This is a genomic window from Agromyces mediolanus (assembly GCF_023715325.1).
Lineage (GTDB): Bacteria > Actinomycetota > Actinomycetes > Actinomycetales > Microbacteriaceae > Agromyces > Agromyces mediolanus_A.
Genome location: NZ_JAMBNX010000003.1, coordinates 129,853 through 147,308 on the forward strand (window position 1 = coordinate 129,853; position 17,456 = coordinate 147,308).

Here is a 17,456-nt window from a genome sequence, read left to right on the forward strand (position 1 = left end):
CCATGAGCACCACACCCACCGCCGCCCTCTCCCAGGCCGGCGTCAGCATCTGGCTCGACGATCTCTCGCGCGAACGCATCGAGACGGGTGACCTCGCCCGTCTGATCGAGGAGCGCGACGTCGTCGGCGTCACCACGAACCCGACGATCTTCGCCGGCGCCCTCTCGAAGGGCGAGCGCTACGCCGAGCAGGTCGCCTCGCTCGCCGCCTCGGGCGCCGACGTCGACCGCGCCGTGTTCGAGATCACGACCGACGACGTCCGGGCCGCGGCCGATGTGTTCCGCCCGGTCTACGACCGCTCCGGCGGCTTCGACGGCCGCGTGTCGATCGAGGTCGCCCCAGGGCTCGCCCACGACACGGCCGGCACCGTCGCCGAGGCGAAGACCCTCTGGGAGCGCGTCGACCGCCCGAACGCCATGATCAAGATCCCCGCGACCGTCGAGGGCCTCGACGCCATCCGCGAGACCATCGGTGCAGGGATCAGCGTCAACGTGACCCTGATCTTCAGCCTCGACCGCTACCGCGCGGTGATGGAGGCCTACCTCGCCGGTCTCGAGCAGGCGAAGGCCGCGGGTCACGACCTCAGCACGATCCACTCGGTCGCCTCCTTCTTCGTGTCGCGCGTCGACACCGAGATCGACCAGCGGCTCGTCGCCATCGGCACGGACGAGGCGCTCGCGCTGAAGAGCAAGGCCGGGGTTGCCAACGCACGCCTCGCCTACGAGCTCTACGAGGAGACCTTCGCGAGCGAACGGGCTGCGGCACTCCTCGATGCCGGCGCGAACCGCCAGCGCCCGCTGTGGGCCTCGACCGGCGTCAAGGACCCGGCCCTGCCCGACACGCTCTACGTGACCGAGCTCGTCGCGCAGGGCGTCGTGAACACGATGCCCGAGAAGACCCTCGAAGCGACCTTCGACCACGGTGTCGTCACGGGTGACACCGTCACCGGGGCGTACGCCGAGGCGGGTGCCGTGCTCGACGCGCTCGCGAAGGTCGGCGTCGACTACGACGAGGTCACCGCGCTCCTCGAGCGCGAGGGCGTCGAGAAGTTCATCGTGTCCTGGGCGGAGCTGCTCGAGTCCGTGGGCCAGGCGTTGGAGACGGCGCGATGAGCTTCCGGATCTCCGTCAGCGGCGCAGCGGCGGAAGCCGTGCGTCGCGTGGTCCCCCAGCTCGTCGCCGACCGGGTGGCGAGCGGCATCACGGCTCTGGACCCCGAACTCTGGGGCCCGGCCGCCGAGGAGGAGTCCGCGAAGCGACTCGGTTGGACCGAGGCCGTCGCGATCTCCCGCCCGCTCGTTCCCGAGATCCTCGCGCTGCGAGACGAGCTCCGCGCCGCCGGCGTCGACCACATCGTGCTGGCGGGCATGGGCGGCTCCTCGCTCGCCCCCGAGGTCATCACGCGTACCGCCGGGGTGCCGCTGACGGTGCTCGACTCGACCGAGCCCGGGCAGGTACGCTCGGCGCTCGCCGACCGCCTCGCCTCGAGCGCGCTCGTCGTCTCGTCCAAGTCGGGATCGACCGTCGAGACCGACAGCCAGCGCCGCGTGTACGAGCAGGCGTTCCGCGACGCGGGCATCGACCCCGTCGGCCGCATCGTGATCGTCACCGACCCGGGCTCACCCCTCGACGAGTCGGCGCGTGCCGCCGGCTACCGCGTCTTCAACGCCGACCCGAACGTCGGCGGCCGCTACTCCGCGCTCACGGCCTTCGGGCTGGTCCCCTCCGGCCTCGCCGGCGTGGACATCGCGGAGATCCTCGACGAGGCCGAGGCGATGGAGCTCCCCCTCGCGGTCGACACCGAGGAGAACCCCGGTCTCGTGCTCGGCGCCGCCATCGCCGCGACCCAGCCGCTCAGGGACAAGCTCGCGATCGTCGCCGACGGCACGCACATCGTCGGATTCGCCGACTGGGCCGAGCAGCTGATCGCCGAGTCGACCGGCAAGGAGGGCACCGGGCTGCTGCCCGTCGTCCTCGATCCCGGCGCCCCCGAGCTCACGGCCGGGCTGTCCGACCTGCAGCTCGTCCGCCTCGTCGACGACGCGGGAACTCAGCTCTTCCACGACGACCCGAGCGGCGAGATCCGCGTGAGCGGCACCCTCGGTGCACAGCTCCTCGTCTGGGAGTACGCGACGGCGGTCGCCGGGCGCCTGCTCGGCATCAACCCGTTCGACCAGCCCGACGTCGAATCGGCGAAGATCGCCGCCCGCGGCCTCCTCGACGCCCGCCCCGAGCCCGCCCCCGCGGCGTTCGTGGCCGAGGGCATCGAGGTGCGCGGCACGCCCGAGGTGATCGGCGCGTCGAGCGACCTGGCGTCGGCGATCGAAGTGCTGTTGGAAGAGCTTCCGGCCGACGGCTACCTCTCGGTGCAGGCGTACGTCGACCGGGTCGCCCATCCCGAGATCGCGCAGCTGCGCGAGCGGCTCGCCGCGCGCGCCGGGCGCCCCGTCACGTTCGGCTGGGGCCCGCGATTCCTGCACTCGACCGGGCAGTTCCACAAGGGCGGCCCCGCCGTCGGCGTGTTCCTCCAGATCACGCAGCGCCCCGCCGAGGACCTCGCGATCCCCGAGCGTCCGTTCACCTTCGGCGAGCTCATCGCGGCGCAGGCCTCCGGCGACGCGAGCGTGCTCGCCGAGCACGGCCGGCCGGTGCTGACGCTCACGCTCACCGACCCCGCGGCGAACCTCGCGTCCCTCGTCGCCGCGATCGACTGACGGCAGGAGCCACCGCAGTGCAACCGGCACTCATCGAGGCGGGCCACAACCCGCTGCGTTCTCCGAAGGACTACCGGCTGAATCGCATCGCCGGCCCTTCGAGCCTCATCATCTTCGGTGTGACGGGCGATCTGTCGCGCAAGAAGCTGATGCCCGCGGTGTACGACCTCGCGAACCGGGGGCTCCTGCCCCCCGGTTTCGCGCTGGTCGGCTTCGCTCGTCGCGACTGGGAGAACGAGGACTTCGCCCAGGTCGTCCACGATTCGGTGAAGCAGTACGCCCGCACGGAGTTCCGTGAGGACGTCTGGCAGCAGCTCGCCCGGGGCATCCGCTTCGTCACCGGCACCTTCGACGACGACGACGCCTTCGACCGGTTGCGCGAGACGGTCGAGTCCCTCGACCGCGAGCGCGGCACGATGGGCAATCACGCGTTCTACCTGTCGATTCCGCCGAAGTCCTTCCCGCTCGTCACCGAGCAGTTGAAGCGCTCGGGCCTGACGGAGCAGCGCGAGGGGCAGTGGCGCCGCGTCGTCATCGAGAAGCCGTTCGGCAGCGATCTGCAGACGGCCCGTGAGCTGAACGACGTCGTCGCCTCGGTCTTCCCGCCCGACTCGGTGTTCCGCATCGACCACTACCTGGGCAAGGAGACGGTGCAGAACATCCTGGCGCTGCGCTTCGCGAACCAGCTGTACGAGCCGATCTGGAACGCGAACTACGTCGACCACGTGCAGATCACCATGGCCGAGGACATCGGCGTCGGCGGGCGCGCGGGCTACTACGACGGGATCGGCGCCGCGCGCGACGTCATCCAGAACCACCTGCTGCAGCTGCTGGCCCTCACGGCGATGGAGGAGCCGATCTCCTTCGAGGCCGCCGACCTCCGCTCCGAGAAGGAGAAGATCCTCGCCGCCGTGCGGCTCCCCGAGGACCTGGCGACGGGCACCGCGCGCGGGCAGTACGCCGGGGGGTGGCAAGGCGGCGAGAAGGTCGTCGGCTTCCTCGACGAAGACGGGATGAACCCCGAGTCGACGACCGAGACGTACGCGGCGATGAAGCTCACGATCGGTACCCGGCGCTGGGCCGGCGTGCCGTTCTACCTGCGCGCCGGCAAGCGGCTCGGCCGCCGCGTGACCGAGATCGCGGTCGTCTTCAAGCGCGCACCGCAGCAGGTCTTCGCCGACAGCCAGACGTCGGAGCTCGGTCAGAACGCGCTCGTGATCCGCGTGCAGCCCGACGAGGGCGTCACGATCCGCTTCGGCTCGAAGGTGCCGGGCGCGGGCATGCAGGTGCGCGACGTCACGATGGACTTCGGCTACGGCCACGCCTTCACCGAGGCGAGCCCCGAGGCGTACGAGCGGCTCATCCTCGACGTGCTGCTCGGCGACCCGCCCCTCTTCCCCCGCCAGGAGGAGGTCGAGCTCTCCTGGAAGATCCTCGACCCGATCGAGGCCTTCTGGGCGACGCAGGGCCGGCCCGAGCAGTATCGCCCGGGCTCCTGGGGCCCGAGCTCGGCCGACGACCTCCTCGCCCGCGACGGACGCAGCTGGAGGCGCCCATGATCGTCGATCTGCCAGACACCACGACCAGCCAGGTCTCGAAGGCCCTCGTCAAGATCCGCGAAGAGGGCGGCGTCGTCGCCCTCGGCCGGGTGCTGACCCTCATCATCGCGACCCAGGCCGGGCGCGAGGAGGAGGCGATCGAGGCGGCGAACGACGCCTCCCGCGAGCACCCGATGCGCGTCATCGTGGTCGCGTCGGAGCCGGGCGCCGACGGCGCGGGCGTCGCGCCGCGGCTGGATGCCGAGATCCGCGTCGGCGGCGACGCCGGCGCGAGCGAGGTCATCGTGCTCCGTGCGTTCGGCGAGGTCGCGAGCGACGAGGAGAGCCTCGTGATGGCGCTGCTCCTCCCCGACGCGCCCGTCGTCACCTGGTGGCCGGGCACGGCGCCGGAGGTGCCGGCGCTGGCCCCGCTCGGGCGCATCGCGCACCGTCGGATCACGGATGCCTCGGCGCAGGCCGACCCGCAGGCGGCGCTCGCCGGACTGGAGCGGAGCTACCGCCCGGGGGACGCGGATTTCGCCTGGACCCGGCTCACCCTCTGGCGGGCGCAGCTCGCCGCGGTGCTCGATCAGCCGCCGTACGAGCCGGTCACGCGGGTGCACGTCTCGGGCGCGGTGGACTCCCCCTCGACGACACTGCTCGCCGCCTGGCTGAAGCTGCAGCTTCAGGCCGAGACGAGCTGCTCCCTCGCCGGCCCCGAGAGCGGGCTGCACGGCATCCACGGGGTCGAGCTCGAGCGCCCCAACGGCGACATCGAGCTCATCAGAGACGTCCCCGGTGTGGCGACCCTGCGCCAGCCCGGACAGCCCGTGCACGATCTCGCACTCCCCCGGCGGAGCCTGCGCGACTGCCTGGCCGACGAGCTGCGCCGGCTCGACCCGGACGAACTCTACGGCGAAGTGATCACCGTCGGCCTGCCGCTGCTCGCCGAGGGAACGGAAGGTGGACGAGGATGACCAACGACCGACGGGTGCTCGTGCACCCGGACAAGCCCGCGCTCGCGGCCGCGGTCGCGGCGCGCTTCATGACGAAACTGCTCGACATCCTCGACGAGCAGGCGGTCGCCCACATCGTGCTCACCGGCGGCTCCATGGGCGGCGCGGTGCTCGCGGCCGTGGCCTCATCACCGGCACGCACCAGCATCGACTGGACGCGCGTGCACTTCTGGTGGGGCGACGAGCGTTGGGTGCCGGAGCGCGATGCTGAGCGCAACGACACGCAATCCTTCGAGGCGCTGCTCGATGCGCTCGAGCTGCCGGACGGCAACGTCCACCCCTTCCCCGCTTCCGACGCGGGGCTGGACCTCGACGTCGCGGCCGAGGTGTACGCGGCCGAGCTGGCGGCGCACGGCGTCGACGGTCAGCCGTACCCGATCTTCGACATCACCTTCCTCGGCGTCGGCCCGGACGGGCACATCGCCTCGCTGTTCCCCCACCGATCCGGCATCCAGGTCACCGACCGCACCGTCATCGCGGTTCGCAACTCGCCGAAGCCTCCGCCGGAGCGGCTGAGCCTCACCCGCCCCGTGCTGAACTCGTCCCAGCGTGTGTGGTTCGTGCTCGCCGGGGCAGACAAGGCATCGGCGCTCGGACTCGCGCTCGCGGGAGCCAGCCGCGACGAGGTGCCGGTCGCCGGCATCAAGGGCCGCCGGCGCACGGTGTTCTTCGTCGATCGCGAAGCGGCGGCCGAGGTTCCCGAGCAGCTCATCGCACCGGAGTACTGAACCGGCGCGGCACATGAGGAACGGCGGGTGGATCCGAATGGATCCACCCGCCGTTCTCGTCGTCTGCGAGGTGCCGTGACTACTGCGGCGAGTTCGTGCCGCGACGCGCGCGAAGCTGCTGCAGCGCCTCCTCGAGCAGGGCGGCCGCCTCCTCCTCGGTGCGGCGCTCCTTCACGTACGCGAGGTGCGTCTTGTAGGGCTCCGACTTGGACAGCGACGGGGGGTTCGCCTTGTCACGGCCGGCGGGCAGGCCCGTCGAGGGGCTGTCGATGACCTCGGGGATCTCCTCGTCGGGGAGGTTCGCCGCGAAGTAGCGCACCGTCTCATTGCCCTGCGCGTCCCAATAACTGACGGCGACCCGGTCGGCGTGGAAGCCGCGGTCCTGCTCGCCCATGGGGCCGGCACCGACGCGCGAGCCGCGGATTGCGCTGTTGCCAGAGACCATCAGATGCCCGCTTCGAACTTGGTGATGAGACCGAGCACCACGATGCAGGTCACCCAGACGAGGCCGAGGATGATCGTGATCCGGTTGAGGTTGCGCTCCGCGACGCCGGAGGCGCCGAGGTTGGAGGTCACGCCGCCGCCGAACATGTCGGAGAGACCGCCACCGCGACCCTTGTGCAGCAGGATGAGCAGGGTCAGCAGCAGGCTCGTGAGGCCGAGCAGGACCTGCAGGACGACCTGGAGAATCTCCACGGTGAAACCTTTCCGGGCACGACGGACTGGTCGGTGCCGACAATCGAGTATAGCCGGGCGGCGGCCCGGGAGCGCGTCGGCGCTCCGGGCCGGCCCGATCAGGCGCCGACGTGCTTCTTGAACCGCACGATCGCCGAGAACTCGTCGATGTCGAGGCTCGCGCCGCCGACGAGGGCGCCGTCGACGTTGGGCTCGCGCAGGAACGCCGCGATGTTCGCCGCCTTCACCGAGCCGCCGTAGAGGATGCGAGTGGCCTGGGCCACGTCCTCACCGGCGACCTCTGCCAGGACCCCGCGGAGCGCCGCGGCGACCTGCTCGGCCTGCGCGGGCGTCGCGGCCTGGCCGGAGCCGATGGCCCAGACCGGCTCGTACGCGACGACGAGGCCCTTCGAGGCATCCACGCCCTCGAGCGCGCGACGGAGCTGGGCGACCGGCACGGCGCTCGCGCCGTGGGCCTCCAGGTCTTCGGCGGTCTCACCGACGCAGAGCACCGGCACGAGGCCGTGGCGGTGCGCGGCGATCACCTTGGCGTTCACGTCCTCATCGGTCTCGGCGTGCAGGGTGCGCCGCTCCGAATGCCCGATGATCACGTAACCGCAGTCGAGCTGCTTCAGGAACGCCCCCGAGATCTCGCCGGTGTACGCGCCCGAATCGTGCGTCGACAGATCCTGCGCGCCGTAGCCGATCGGGAGGGAGTCGGCCGCGACGAGCGTCTGCACCGAGCGGAGGTCGGTGAACGGGGGGAACACCGCCACCTCGGCATCCGCGTAGTCGTGCTTCGCGTCGGCGAGGTTCCACGCGAGCTTCTGGACGAACGCGATCGCCTGCAGGTGATCGAGGTTCATCTTCCAGTTGCCCGCGATGAACGGGGTGCGCTTCACTGCCATCCGAGGACCTCCAGTCCGGGGAGTTGCTTGCCTTCCAGGAACTCGAGGCTGGCGCCCCCGCCCGTGGAGATGTGACCGAACTGCGCGTCTGCGAAGCCCAGCTGTCGGACCGCGGCGGCCGAGTCACCGCCGCCGACGACGCTCAGGCCGTCGACCTCGGTGAGCGCCTCGGCCACGGCACGGGTGCCGGCCGCGAACGGCGCGAGCTCGAACACGCCCATCGGGCCGTTCCAGAACACCGTCTTCGAGCCACGGATGCGGGCGGCGAAATCGGCGGCCGTCTCCGGCCCGATGTCGAGCCCCAGTCCGCTGGCACCGAACGGCGTGTCCTCGATCGCCTCGGCCGGGGTGACGACGTGCTCGGCGTCGGCCGAGAACGAGGACGCCACGACGACGTCGCTCGGCAGCACCAGCTCGACGCCGCGCTCGGCCGCCTCGGCGAGGTAGCCGCGCACGGTGTCGAGCTGGTCGGCCTCGAGCAGGCTCGAGGCGACCTTGTGCCCTTGTGCGGCCAGGAACGTGAACAGCATGCCGCCGCCGACCAGCAGCGTGTCGACCCGCGGCAGCAGATGCGCGATGACCCCGAGCTTGTCGGACACCTTCGAGCCGCCGAGCACGACCGTGTACGGACGCTCGGGGTTCTCGGTGAGGCGGTCGAGCACCTCGAGCTCGGCGGCGATGAGCAGCCCCGCGGCACTCGGTCGCAGCTGCTCGAGCTCGTACACGCTCGCCTGCTTGCGATGCACCACGCCGAAGCCGTCGGAGACGACCACGTCGGCGAAGGCCGCGAGCTGCTCGGCGAAGGCCCGCCGCTCGGCGTCGTCCTTGGCGGTCTCCCCCGCGTTGAAGCGGAGGTTCTCGAGCACGAGCACCTCTCCGTCACCGAGGGCCGCCGCCTTCGCCGAGGCGTCCTCGCCGACCGTGTCGGCTGCGAAGCCGACCGGCGCGTCGAGGAGCTCGCCGAGGCGGGCGGCCACGGGCCGCAGGCTGTACTTCGCCTCCGGCTCGCCCTTCGGCCGGCCGAGGTGGGAGATCACGATGACGCGGGCACCCTGCGCGAGCAGGGCGTTCAGCGTCGGCAGCGAGGCCCGCACGCGGCCGTCGTCCGTGATGGTCTCGCCGTCCAGGGGGACGTTGAGATCGCATCGGACGACGACGCGCTTGCCGGCGAGCTCACCGAGGGAATCGATGGTTCGCAGAGTCACTGTGCTCCGTTTCGGTCGCCGGCGGTCGGCCGGATCAGAGACGCTCGCCGACGTACTCGGCGAGGTCGACGAGGCGGTTGGAGTAGCCCCACTCGTTGTCGTACCAGCTGGAGAGCTTCACCTGGTCGCCGATCACGCGCACGAGTCCGGCATCGAAGATCGACGAGTGGGGGTCGGAGACGATGTCGCTCGAGACGATCTCGTCCTCGGTGTACTTCAGGATGCCCTTCATGGGGCCCTCGGCCGCAGCCTTGTACGCGGCCTTCACCTCGTCGACCGTGACCGGGCGGGAGGAGGTGACCGTGAGGTCCGTGATCGAGCCGGTCGGCACCGGGACGCGGAGCGCGAAGCCGTCGAGCTTGCCGACGAGCTCGGGCAGCACGAGACCGATGGCCTTCGCCGCACCGGTCGACGTCGGCACGATGTTGATCGCGGCGGCGCGAGCACGGCGCAGGTCCTTGTGCGGGCCGTCCTGCAGGTTCTGGTCGGCGGTGTACGCGTGCACCGTGGTCATGAGGCCGCGCTCGATGCCGAAGGCGTCGTTGAAGACCTTCGCGAGGGGGGCGAGGCAGTTCGTGGTGCAGGACGCGTTCGAGATGATGTGCTGCGTCTCGGGGTCGTAGTCCTGCTCGTTGACGCCCATGACGAAGGTGGCGTCCTCGTCGGTCGCGGGCGCCGAGATCAGCACCTTCTTCGCCCCGGCCTGGAGGTGCTTGCGCGCGTCGGCGGCCTTGGTGAAGAATCCGGTCGACTCGATGACGATGTCGACGCCGAGCTCGCCCCAGGGCAGGTTCGCGGGGTCGCGCTCCGCGAACGCCTTGATCTTGGTGCCGTCGACGATGAGGTTCTCGTCGTCGTACTCGACGGTGGCGTCGAGGCGCCCGGTGATCGAGTCGTACTTCAGCAGGTGGGCGAGGGTCTTGTTGTCGGTGAGGTCGTTGACCGCGACGATCTCGAGGTCTGCGCCCTGGGCGAGCGCTGCGCGGAAGAAGTTTCGGCCGATGCGGCCGAATCCATTGATGCCGATCTTGACGGACACGGGAAGGTCTCCTGATTGGACTGGGCGCGAACGCGCCGTTTGGGAAGGATGAGGCACGGACGGCGGTGTCCCCGGACCAGGTCCGGGGACACCCATCCGCTACGACAGTAGCAGCAGGCCCGCGGTCTTCTCCGTGGCCGCCTGCCAGCGCTTCTGCACGTTCGACCAGTCCACGATCGTCCAGAACGCCTTGACGTAGTCGGCGCGCACGTTCTGGTAGTCGAGGTAGTACGCGTGCTCCCAGACGTCGAGCATGAGCAGCGGCACGATGCCCACCGGGAAGTTCGCCTGCTGGTCGAAGAACTGGACGATGATCAGGCGCTGCCCGATCGAGTCCCAGGCCAGCACGGCCCAGCCGGAGCCCTGCACGCCGAGCGCGGTCGCCGTGAAGTGCGCCTGGAAGCCGTCGAAGGAGCCGAAGTGATCGTCGATCGCGGCGGCCAGCTCACCGGTCGGCTTGTCGCCGCCCTCGGGCGAGAGGTTCGTCCAGAAGACCGAGTGGTTCACGTGACCGCCGAGGTTGAACGCCAGGTCCTTCTCGAGCTTGTTCACGTTGGCGAGGTTGCCCGTCTCGCGCGCCTCGGCGAGCTGCGCGAGCGCGGTGTTCGCGCCGGTCACGTAGGCCTGGTGGTGCTTCGAGTGGTGCAGCTCCATGATGCGACCGCTGATCGCCGGCTCGAGCGCCGCGTAGTCGTACGGAAGATCGGGGAGGGTGTAGTCAGCCATTGCTTCTCCTTGTCAGATGCCGGGTCGTCCGGGCCTCTGCCTGGTCCAACCGCGGCCTTTCCGAGTCTATGCCCGAAGCCCCGGCCGGGCCCGGGCCTTGACGTCACACCTCGTCGAGGTCAGCCGGCAGGCTCGCCTCAGTGCCGGGGACGCCGAGATCGGCCGCCCGCTTGTCGGCCATCGCCAGAAGCCGACGGATGCGCCCGGCGACCGCGTCCTTCGTCATCGGCGGGTCGGCATGGTGGCCGAGCTCGTCGAGACTGGCGTCGCGATGCGCGAGGCGCAGCTCGCCGGCGTACTTCAGGTGGTCGGGGATGTCGTCGCCGAGCAGTTCCATCGCCCGCTCGACCCGGGCGCAGGCGGCGACAGCGGCCTGCGCCGAGCGACGCAGGTTCGCGTCGTCGAAGTTGACGAGCCGATTCGCCGTGGCCCGCACTTCACGCCGCTGGCGGAGCTCTTCCCAGTTGCGGACCGTGCCGGTCGCGCCCATCACCTGCAGCATGGCGCTGATCGCTTCGCCGTCGCGGACCACGACCCGGTGCACTCCGCGCACCTCGCGGGCCTTCGCCGAGATGCCGAGTCGGCCCGCGGCGCCCACCAGCGCCATCGCGGTCTCGTTGCCGGGGCAGGTGATCTCGAGGGCGGCGGAGCGACCGGGATCGGTCAAGCTGCCGCTCGCGAGGAACGCGCCTCGCCAGACGGCCGCGACCTCGTCGCGGGAGCCCGTCGTGAGCCGGTTCGGCAGGCCCCGCACCGGGCGGCGCCGGGCGTCGAGCAACCCGGTCTGCCGGGCGAGAGTCTCACCCTCGAGCACGCGGACGAGGTACTGGTTGCCGCGGCGCACGCCGCCGGCGGCCGACACCGAGACATCGGGGCGCACCCCGTAGAGCTCCGCGAGGTCACGGGTGACGCGCCGGACGAGGGTCGGCGAGTCGAGCTCGGCCTCGATCGCGATGCGACCCGAGATGATGTGCAGCCCGCCGGCGAACCGCAGCACGGTGGCGAGCTCGGCGGCCCTGACGCCCGTCTTCGCGACTTCGACACGAGCCAGCTCTTCCTTCACATCAGCTGTCAATGCCACGTGGTTCCCAATCTTCCGTTGTTGCCGCCGCTTGCCCGAGGATCATTCTCGCCCGAGGTCGCGGTCTTTGATACTGACGGCGACCCCTGGCAATTGCCCGAGCCGCCTGGCGATCTCCCGCACGATCGCGACCGAGCGGTGCTTGCCGCCGGTGCACCCGATCGCGACCGTCGCATGCCGCTTGTTCTCGCGCTGGTAGCCGGCCATGACGGGCGCGAGCGCCGCCGCGTACGCCTCGATGAACTCCATCGCCCCGGGTTGCCCGAGTACGTAGCCCGAGACCCGCGCGTCCTCCCCCGTGAGCGCCCGCAGCTCCGGCTCCCAGAACGGGTTCGGGAGGAAGCGGGCGTCGGCGACGTGGTCGGCATCGGTGGGGATGCCGTACTTGAATCCGAAGCTGAGCACCGTGACCCGCAGGCCGGCCCGATCCGCCTCCGCGAAGGTGTCGGTGACGAGGGTCGCGAGCTGGTGGATGTTGAGGTCGGAGGTGTCGACGACGAAATCGCTGGACTCGCGGATCGCGGCGACCCTCGCCCGCTCCGCGCCGATGCCGTCGAGGAGCGTGCCGTCGCCCTGCAGCGGGTGCGGACGCCGGACCGCCTCGAAGCGGCGCACGAGCGCGGCGTCGGTCGCGTCGAGGAACATCACCCTGACGTTCACCCCGGTGCGGAGCGCCTGGATGATCTCCTGCAGCTCCGAGAAGAAGTCCCGACCACGGATGTCGACGACCGCGGCGATGCGGGGCAGCGAGTTACCGGCCCGTTCGACGAGCTCGACGAGGGGGCGCAGCATCTGCGGCGGGAGGTTGTCGACGACGTACCAGCCGAGGTCTTCGAGGGCGTTCGCGGCGGTGGATCTTCCGGCTCCGCTCATCCCGGTGACGATGAGCATCTCCTGGTGCTCCGTCTCGTCTGCCATCAGCCGGCCGCCCCCTTCGTTTCTGAAGCTCCAGCCTACCGGGGCGCTGGGGCGCGCACGGTCTGCAGATGCCCGTGAACGGTCTCGGCGAGGACCGGACCGATGCCCTTCACTTCGGCGATCTCGCTCGGGGTGGCCTCCTTCAGACGCGTCACCGAGCCGAAGTGCCGCAGCAGCTCTTTGACCCGCGCGGGGCCGAGCCCCGGGATCTCGGCGAGCACCGTGCCGATGTCGCGCTTGCGCCGCTGACGCTGATGCGTGATGGCGAAGCGGTGCGCCTCGTCGCGGACGCGCTGGAAGAGGAAGAGCGCGTCGCTGTTGCGCGGCAGGATGACGGGGAAGTCGGAGTCCGGGGTCCAGATCTCCTCCAGGCGCTTCGCGATGCCGCAGAGGTAGATGCCCTGCACCCCCGACTCCCGGAGCGCCCGCTCTGCGGCGGCGACCTGGGGCTGCCCGCCGTCGACGACGAGCAGGTTCGGCGGATAGGCGAACTTCTTCCGGCGCGCCGGCTCGACTACGGGGTCGGTGTCCGTCGGATCCGCACCCGTCGGAGCGGCGTCCGTCGGGTCGGCGTCCGGCGCGGCTGCGGCCGACTCGCCCGAGGCATCCGTCGTCGACTCGCCCGCGTCCCGCAGGTAGGCCAGCCGCCGGGTCAGCACCTGGAAGATCGAGTCCGTGTCGTCGGTGGAGTTCGGAATCGTGAACCGTCGGTACTCGTCCTTGCGGGGCAGCCCGTCTTCGAACACCACCATCGAGGCGACGATGTTCGTGCCGGACAGGTGCGAGACGTCGTAGCACTCGATGCGGAGCGGGGCATCCGCCATGCCGAGCGCCTCCTGGATGTCTTCCAGGGCCCGTGACCGCGTCGTGAAGTCGGCGCTGCGACGCGTCTTGTAGAGCATGAGGTTCTGCTTGGCGTTCTGCTCGGCGGTCGCGAGCAGGGCGGCTTTGTCGCCGCGCTGCGCGGCCCGGAGTCGCACCCTGCGGCCGGCGTGCTCCCCCAGCCACGACTCGACCGCCTCCGCGTCGTCGGGCAGCACCGGCACCACGACCTCGCCGGGCGGGCGGAGATCGTCGGCGTAGGCGTTCTGCAGCACCACGTCGACGAGCTCGCCGAGAGGGACGTCGAGCTCCTTGTCGACGGTCCAGGAGCGGACGCCGCGCACCCGGCCGCCGCGGACGGCGAACATCTGCACGGCGGCCTGCAGCTCGTCGTGGTCGATGCCGAACACGTCGAGATCGACCTTCTCGCCGAGCACCATCGCGCTCTTCTCGAAGAACTCGCGCGCGGCCTGCAACTGGTCGCGGCGCCGCGCCGCCGTCTCGTAGTCCTGCGCCGCGGCCGCCTCGCGCATCTCGCGCTCGAGATCGCCGAGGATCGCGGTGTCCTGGTTCTGCATGAACGCGACGAAGCGGTCGACGTTCTGACGGTGCTCCTCGATCGTCACCTTGCCGGAGCACGGTCCGAAGCAGCGGCCGATCTGCCCGGCGAAGCACGGCTTGCCGCTCGCCATCGCCCGGCGATAGTCGCTGTCTTTGCAGGTGCGGATCGGGAACAGCTTCGTCAGGATCTCGAGCGTCTCGCTCACGGCCCAGACTTTGGGGTACGGGCCGAAGTACCGAGCGCCCGGGATGCCGCGCTTGCGCGACACCATCGCGCGCGGCGCCTCGTCTCCGAGGGTGACCACGAGGTACGGGTAGGACTTGTCGTCCTTGAAGCGCACGTTGAACGGCGGCTTCCACTCGTTGATCCAGGTGATCTCGAGCTGCAGGGCCTCGACGTCGCTGCGGACGACCGTCCACTCCACGGACGCGGCGGTGGTCACCATTCGCCGGGTGCGCTCGTGCAGCGTGTGCAGCGGTGCGAAGTAGTTCGAGAGCCGTGCCCGCAGATTCTTCGCCTTGCCCACGTACAGCACCCGGCGCTCGGCGTCGCGGAAGCGGTACACGCCCGGCGAGGTCGGGATCTCCCCGGCCTTCGGCCGGTACGGGACGGTGCCGGCCATCGCTAGCCGGCGGCCCGCTCGGCGGTGGCCTGGGTGTGCGCGTCGAAGATCTCGCGGAGGAAGAAACCGGTGTGGCTCTCTTCGACGCCGGCCACCTCTTCGGGAGTGCCCGTGGCGACGATCTGCCCGCCGCCCGAGCCGCCCTCGGGACCCAGGTCGATGATCCAGTCGGCCGACTTGATGACGTCCAGCGAGTGCTCGATCACGATCACCGAGTTGCCCTTGTCGACGAGCTTGCCGAGCACTTTCAGCAGCTTGCGCACGTCTTCGAAGTGCAGGCCGGTGGTCGGCTCGTCGAGCACGTAGACGCTGCGGCCGTTCGAGCGGCGCTGCAGCTCGGTCGCGAGCTTCACGCGCTGCGCCTCGCCGCCCGAGAGGGTGGTCGCGCTCTGCCCGAGCTGGACGTAGCCGAGCCCGACGTCGACGAGCGTCTTCAGATAGCGGTGGATCGCCGAGATCGGCTCGAAGAACTCGGCCGCCTCGCTGATCGGCATCTCGAGCACCTCGGCGATGTTCTTGCCCTTGTAGTGCACCTGCAGGGTCTCGCGGTTGTAGCGCTTACCCCCGCAGACCTCGCACGCGACGTAGACGTCGGGCAGGAAGTTCATCTCGATCTTGATCGTGCCGTCGCCGGAGCAGGCCTCGCAGCGGCCGCCCTTGACGTTGAAGCTGAACCGGCCCGGCAGATACCCGCGGGCCTTCGCCTCGGCCGTCTCGGAGAAGAGCGTGCGGATGCGGTCGAACACCCCCGTATAGGTCGCCGGGTTGGACCGCGGCGTGCGCCCGATGGGCGCCTGGTCGACGTGGACGACCTTGTCGAGGTGCTCGAGGCCGCTCACCCGACGGTGCTTGCCCGGTACCTTGCGCGCCCCGTTCAGACGGTTCGCGAGCACCCGGTAGAGGATGTCGTTCACGAGCGAGGACTTGCCGGAGCCGCTCACGCCGGTCACTGCGGTGAAGGTGCCGAGCGGGAAGCGCACATCGACGTTGCGCAAGTTGTTCGCGGCGGCGCCCTCGACGGTGATCATGCGCTCGGGGTCGATCGCACGCCGCGACTCGGGGATCGCGATCTCCTTCCGGCCGGAGAGGTAGTCGCCGGTGAGCGAGTCGGTGTTCTTCAGCAGCTCGGCGTAGCTGCCGGAGTGCACGACGGTGCCGCCGTTCACGCCGGCGCCGGGACCGATGTCGACGATCCAATCGGCCGTGCGGATGGTGTCTTCGTCGTGCTCGACGACGATGAGCGTGTTGCCGAGGTCGCGGAGCGCGATCAGCGTGTCGATGAGGCGTCGGTTGTCGCGCTGGTGCAGGCCGATGCTCGGTTCGTCGAGCACGTAGAGCACCCCCGTCAGGCCGGAGCCGATCTGCGTCGCCAGCCGGATGCGCTGCGCCTCGCCGCCGGAGAGCGTGCCGGCTGCGCGGGCCAGGTCGAGGTAGCTCAGCCCGACCCGGATGAGGAAGTCGAGGCGGAGCTTGATCTCCCGCAATACCTGCGCCGCGATCGTCTGCTCGCGATCGGTGAGCTCGAGCTTGTCCATGAACGCGCGGGCGTCGGTGAGGCTCAGGCGGCACACCTCGGCGATGCTGCGCTCGTGGATGTGCACGGCGAGCACCTCGGGCTTCAGGCGGTTGCCGTCGCACACGGGACACGGCACCTCGCGGAGGTACTCCGCCCAGCGGGCCCGCTGCACGTCGGTCTCGGCCTGCACGTACTGCCGCTCGATGTACGGCACGACGCCTTCGAAGCCCGAGGTGTAGCTCATCTCGCGGCCGTAGCGGTTGCGCCAGCGCACCTTCACCTCGAAGTTGTCGCCGCGCAGCACCGCCGCACGAGCCTCGGGGGCCAGCTCTTCCCACGGGGTGTCGAGGGAGAAGTCGAGATCGCGGGCGAGGCCGGAGAGCAGTTTCTCGTAGTAGTTGTACAGGCTCTTGCCCTGCGAGGTCCACGGCAGGATGACGCCCTCGGCGATGGACAGTGCCGGATCGCCGAGCAGCAGCTCCTCGTCGACCGACATGCACGTGCCGAGGCCGGAGCACTCGGGACACGCGCCGAACGGCGCGTTGAACGAGAAGGTGCGCGGCTCGATCTCGGTGAGTTGGATCGGGTGCTGGTTGGGGCAGGAGAGCTTCTCGGAGAAGGTCTGCCAGGCCTCCGGCCCGTCTTCGTCGACGTAGTTGATCTGCACGAGCCCGTCGGTGAGGCGCAGCGCCGTCTCGAGCGAGTCGGTGAGGCGCCCCAGGATGTCGGGCGAGGAGACGAGGCGGTCGACCACGACGGAGATGTCGTGCTTGATCTGCTTCTTCAGCTTCGGCGGCTCGTCGAGGCGGATGACCTCGCCGTCGACGACCGCACGGGAGAACCCCTGAGCGGCGAGCTCGCGGAACAGGTCGACGAACTCGCCCTTCTTCTTCGACACGACGGGGCTGAGCACCTGGAAGCGCGTGCCGTCGGCGAGCTCCAAGAGCTGGTCGGCGATCTGCTGCACGGTCTGGCGTTGGATGCGCTCACCGCAGACCGGACAATGCGGCACGCCGATGCGCGCCCACAGCAGTCGCATGTAGTCGTAGATCTCGGTGATCGTGCCGACCGTCGACCGCGGATTGCGGTTGGTCGACTTCTGATCGATGGAGACCGCGGGGCTCAACCCCTCGATGAAGTCGACGTCGGGGCGGTCGACCTGCCCGAGGAACTGGCGGGCGTACGCCGACAGCGATTCCACGTAGCGGCGCTGCCCCTCGGCGAAGATCGTGTCGAACGCGAGCGAGGACTTGCCCGAGCCGGAGAGCCCGGTGAAGACGACCATGGCGTCGCGCGGGATCTCGACATCGACGTCGTGGAGGTTGTGCACGCGGGCACCACGAACGCTCAGACGGGAGTGGGCATCGAGACGTGAAACTGGCACCCT

Annotated in this window: 15 protein-coding genes; 5 read left to right on the top strand and 10 right to left on the bottom strand. The window is 70.1% G+C overall.

Translation table 11 applies throughout. The features are described from left to right. Window positions 1–2 precede the first annotated feature (2 nt). The 5 genes from tal to pgl are packed head-to-tail and all read left to right on the top strand — an operon-like array spanning window position 3 to window position 5,995. Window positions 3–1,112 (top strand): transaldolase, encoded by a 1,110-nt coding sequence (gene tal / locus M3147_RS06845; RefSeq protein WP_251202725.1) that lies wholly within the window; start codon window positions 3–5, stop codon window positions 1,110–1,112. Beyond that, on the top strand, window positions 1,109–2,713 hold the full coding sequence (locus M3147_RS06850) for a glucose-6-phosphate isomerase (RefSeq protein ID WP_251202726.1): 1,605 nt from the start codon (window positions 1,109–1,111) through the stop codon (window positions 2,711–2,713). Before tal ends, M3147_RS06850 begins: the two co-directional genes overlap by 4 nt. Window positions 2,714–2,730: 17 nt before the next feature. After that, entirely contained in the window at window positions 2,731–4,272 is a 1,542-nt protein-coding gene (gene zwf, locus M3147_RS06855; protein ID WP_251202727.1) for a glucose-6-phosphate dehydrogenase, read from the top strand. Continuing rightward, window positions 4,269–5,228 (top strand): glucose-6-phosphate dehydrogenase assembly protein OpcA, encoded by a 960-nt coding sequence (locus tag M3147_RS06860; RefSeq protein ID WP_251202728.1) that lies wholly within the window; start codon window positions 4,269–4,271, stop codon window positions 5,226–5,228. The genes zwf and M3147_RS06860 overlap by 4 nt, the downstream gene beginning before the upstream one ends. Beyond that, window positions 5,225–5,995: a 6-phosphogluconolactonase gene (gene pgl, locus M3147_RS06865; protein WP_251202729.1), complete on the top strand. Its 771-nt coding sequence runs from the start codon at window positions 5,225–5,227 to the stop codon at window positions 5,993–5,995. The genes M3147_RS06860 and pgl overlap by 4 nt, the downstream gene beginning before the upstream one ends. 79 nt (window positions 5,996–6,074) lie before the next feature. Here the strand turns inward: pgl and M3147_RS06870 are convergent, their stop codons facing one another. The 10 genes from M3147_RS06870 to uvrA form a co-directional block, all read right to left on the bottom strand. Next, window positions 6,075–6,440: an RNA polymerase-binding protein RbpA gene (locus tag M3147_RS06870; protein WP_251202730.1), complete on the bottom strand. Its 366-nt coding sequence runs from the start codon at window positions 6,438–6,440 to the stop codon at window positions 6,075–6,077. Then, a complete protein-coding gene (secG, locus tag M3147_RS06875; protein WP_189084947.1) occupies window positions 6,440–6,691 on the bottom strand; it encodes a preprotein translocase subunit SecG in 252 nt (83 codons plus the stop codon). The genes M3147_RS06870 and secG overlap by 1 nt, the downstream gene beginning before the upstream one ends. Window positions 6,692–6,789: 98 nt before the next feature. Beyond that, window positions 6,790–7,578 (bottom strand): triose-phosphate isomerase, encoded by a 789-nt coding sequence (gene tpiA, locus M3147_RS06880; protein WP_251202731.1) that lies wholly within the window; start codon window positions 7,576–7,578, stop codon window positions 6,790–6,792. Continuing rightward, a complete protein-coding gene (locus M3147_RS06885) occupies window positions 7,569–8,783 on the bottom strand; it encodes a phosphoglycerate kinase (RefSeq protein ID WP_251202732.1) in 1,215 nt (404 codons plus the stop codon). Before M3147_RS06885 ends, tpiA begins: the two co-directional genes overlap by 10 nt. Window positions 8,784–8,817: 34 nt before the next feature. Beyond that, window positions 8,818–9,822 (bottom strand): type I glyceraldehyde-3-phosphate dehydrogenase, encoded by a 1,005-nt coding sequence (gap, locus tag M3147_RS06890; RefSeq protein WP_251202733.1) that lies wholly within the window; start codon window positions 9,820–9,822, stop codon window positions 8,818–8,820. Between the two features lie 99 nt (window positions 9,823–9,921). Then, on the bottom strand, window positions 9,922–10,548 hold the full coding sequence (locus M3147_RS06895) for a superoxide dismutase (protein WP_251202734.1): 627 nt from the start codon (window positions 10,546–10,548) through the stop codon (window positions 9,922–9,924). Window positions 10,549–10,651: 103 nt separating this feature from the next. Beyond that, window positions 10,652–11,629, bottom strand: a complete 978-nt coding sequence (gene whiA, locus M3147_RS06900; RefSeq protein WP_251202735.1) for a DNA-binding protein WhiA — start codon at window positions 11,627–11,629, stop codon at window positions 10,652–10,654. A 42-nt stretch (window positions 11,630–11,671) separates the two neighbouring features. Further along, window positions 11,672–12,547: an RNase adapter RapZ gene (rapZ, locus tag M3147_RS06905; RefSeq protein WP_251202736.1), complete on the bottom strand. Its 876-nt coding sequence runs from the start codon at window positions 12,545–12,547 to the stop codon at window positions 11,672–11,674. Window positions 12,548–12,582: 35 nt separating this feature from the next. Beyond that, complete coding sequence (gene uvrC / locus M3147_RS06910) at window positions 12,583–14,553, bottom strand: excinuclease ABC subunit UvrC (protein WP_251202737.1); 1,971 nt, start codon at window positions 14,551–14,553, stop codon at window positions 12,583–12,585. Window positions 14,554–14,555: 2 nt separating this feature from the next. Beyond that, window positions 14,556–17,453 (bottom strand): excinuclease ABC subunit UvrA, encoded by a 2,898-nt coding sequence (gene uvrA / locus M3147_RS06915; protein ID WP_251202738.1) that lies wholly within the window; start codon window positions 17,451–17,453, stop codon window positions 14,556–14,558. Window positions 17,454–17,456: the final 3 nt, after the last annotated feature.

Excerpts from the sequence above, each read along its gene's own strand:
- rapZ (WP_251202736.1), bottom strand. The coding sequence starts at position 12,547 with ATGGCAGACGAGACGGAGCACCAGGAGATGCTCATCGTCACCGGGATG.
- uvrC (WP_251202737.1), bottom strand. The coding sequence starts at position 14,553 with ATGGCCGGCACCGTCCCGTACCGGCCGAAGGCCGGGGAGATCCCGACC.
- pgl (WP_251202729.1), top strand. The coding sequence starts at position 5,225 with ATGACCAACGACCGACGGGTGCTCGTGCACCCGGACAAGCCCGCGCTC.
- tal (WP_251202725.1), top strand. The coding sequence starts at position 3 with ATGAGCACCACACCCACCGCCGCCCTCTCCCAGGCCGGCGTCAGCATC.
- tpiA (WP_251202731.1), bottom strand. The coding sequence starts at position 7,578 with ATGGCAGTGAAGCGCACCCCGTTCATCGCGGGCAACTGGAAGATGAAC.
- M3147_RS06860 (WP_251202728.1), top strand. The coding sequence starts at position 4,269 with ATGATCGTCGATCTGCCAGACACCACGACCAGCCAGGTCTCGAAGGCC.
- M3147_RS06895 (WP_251202734.1), bottom strand. The coding sequence starts at position 10,548 with ATGGCTGACTACACCCTCCCCGATCTTCCGTACGACTACGCGGCGCTC.
- M3147_RS06850 (WP_251202726.1), top strand. The coding sequence starts at position 1,109 with ATGAGCTTCCGGATCTCCGTCAGCGGCGCAGCGGCGGAAGCCGTGCGT.
- M3147_RS06870 (WP_251202730.1), bottom strand. The coding sequence starts at position 6,440 with ATGGTCTCTGGCAACAGCGCAATCCGCGGCTCGCGCGTCGGTGCCGGC.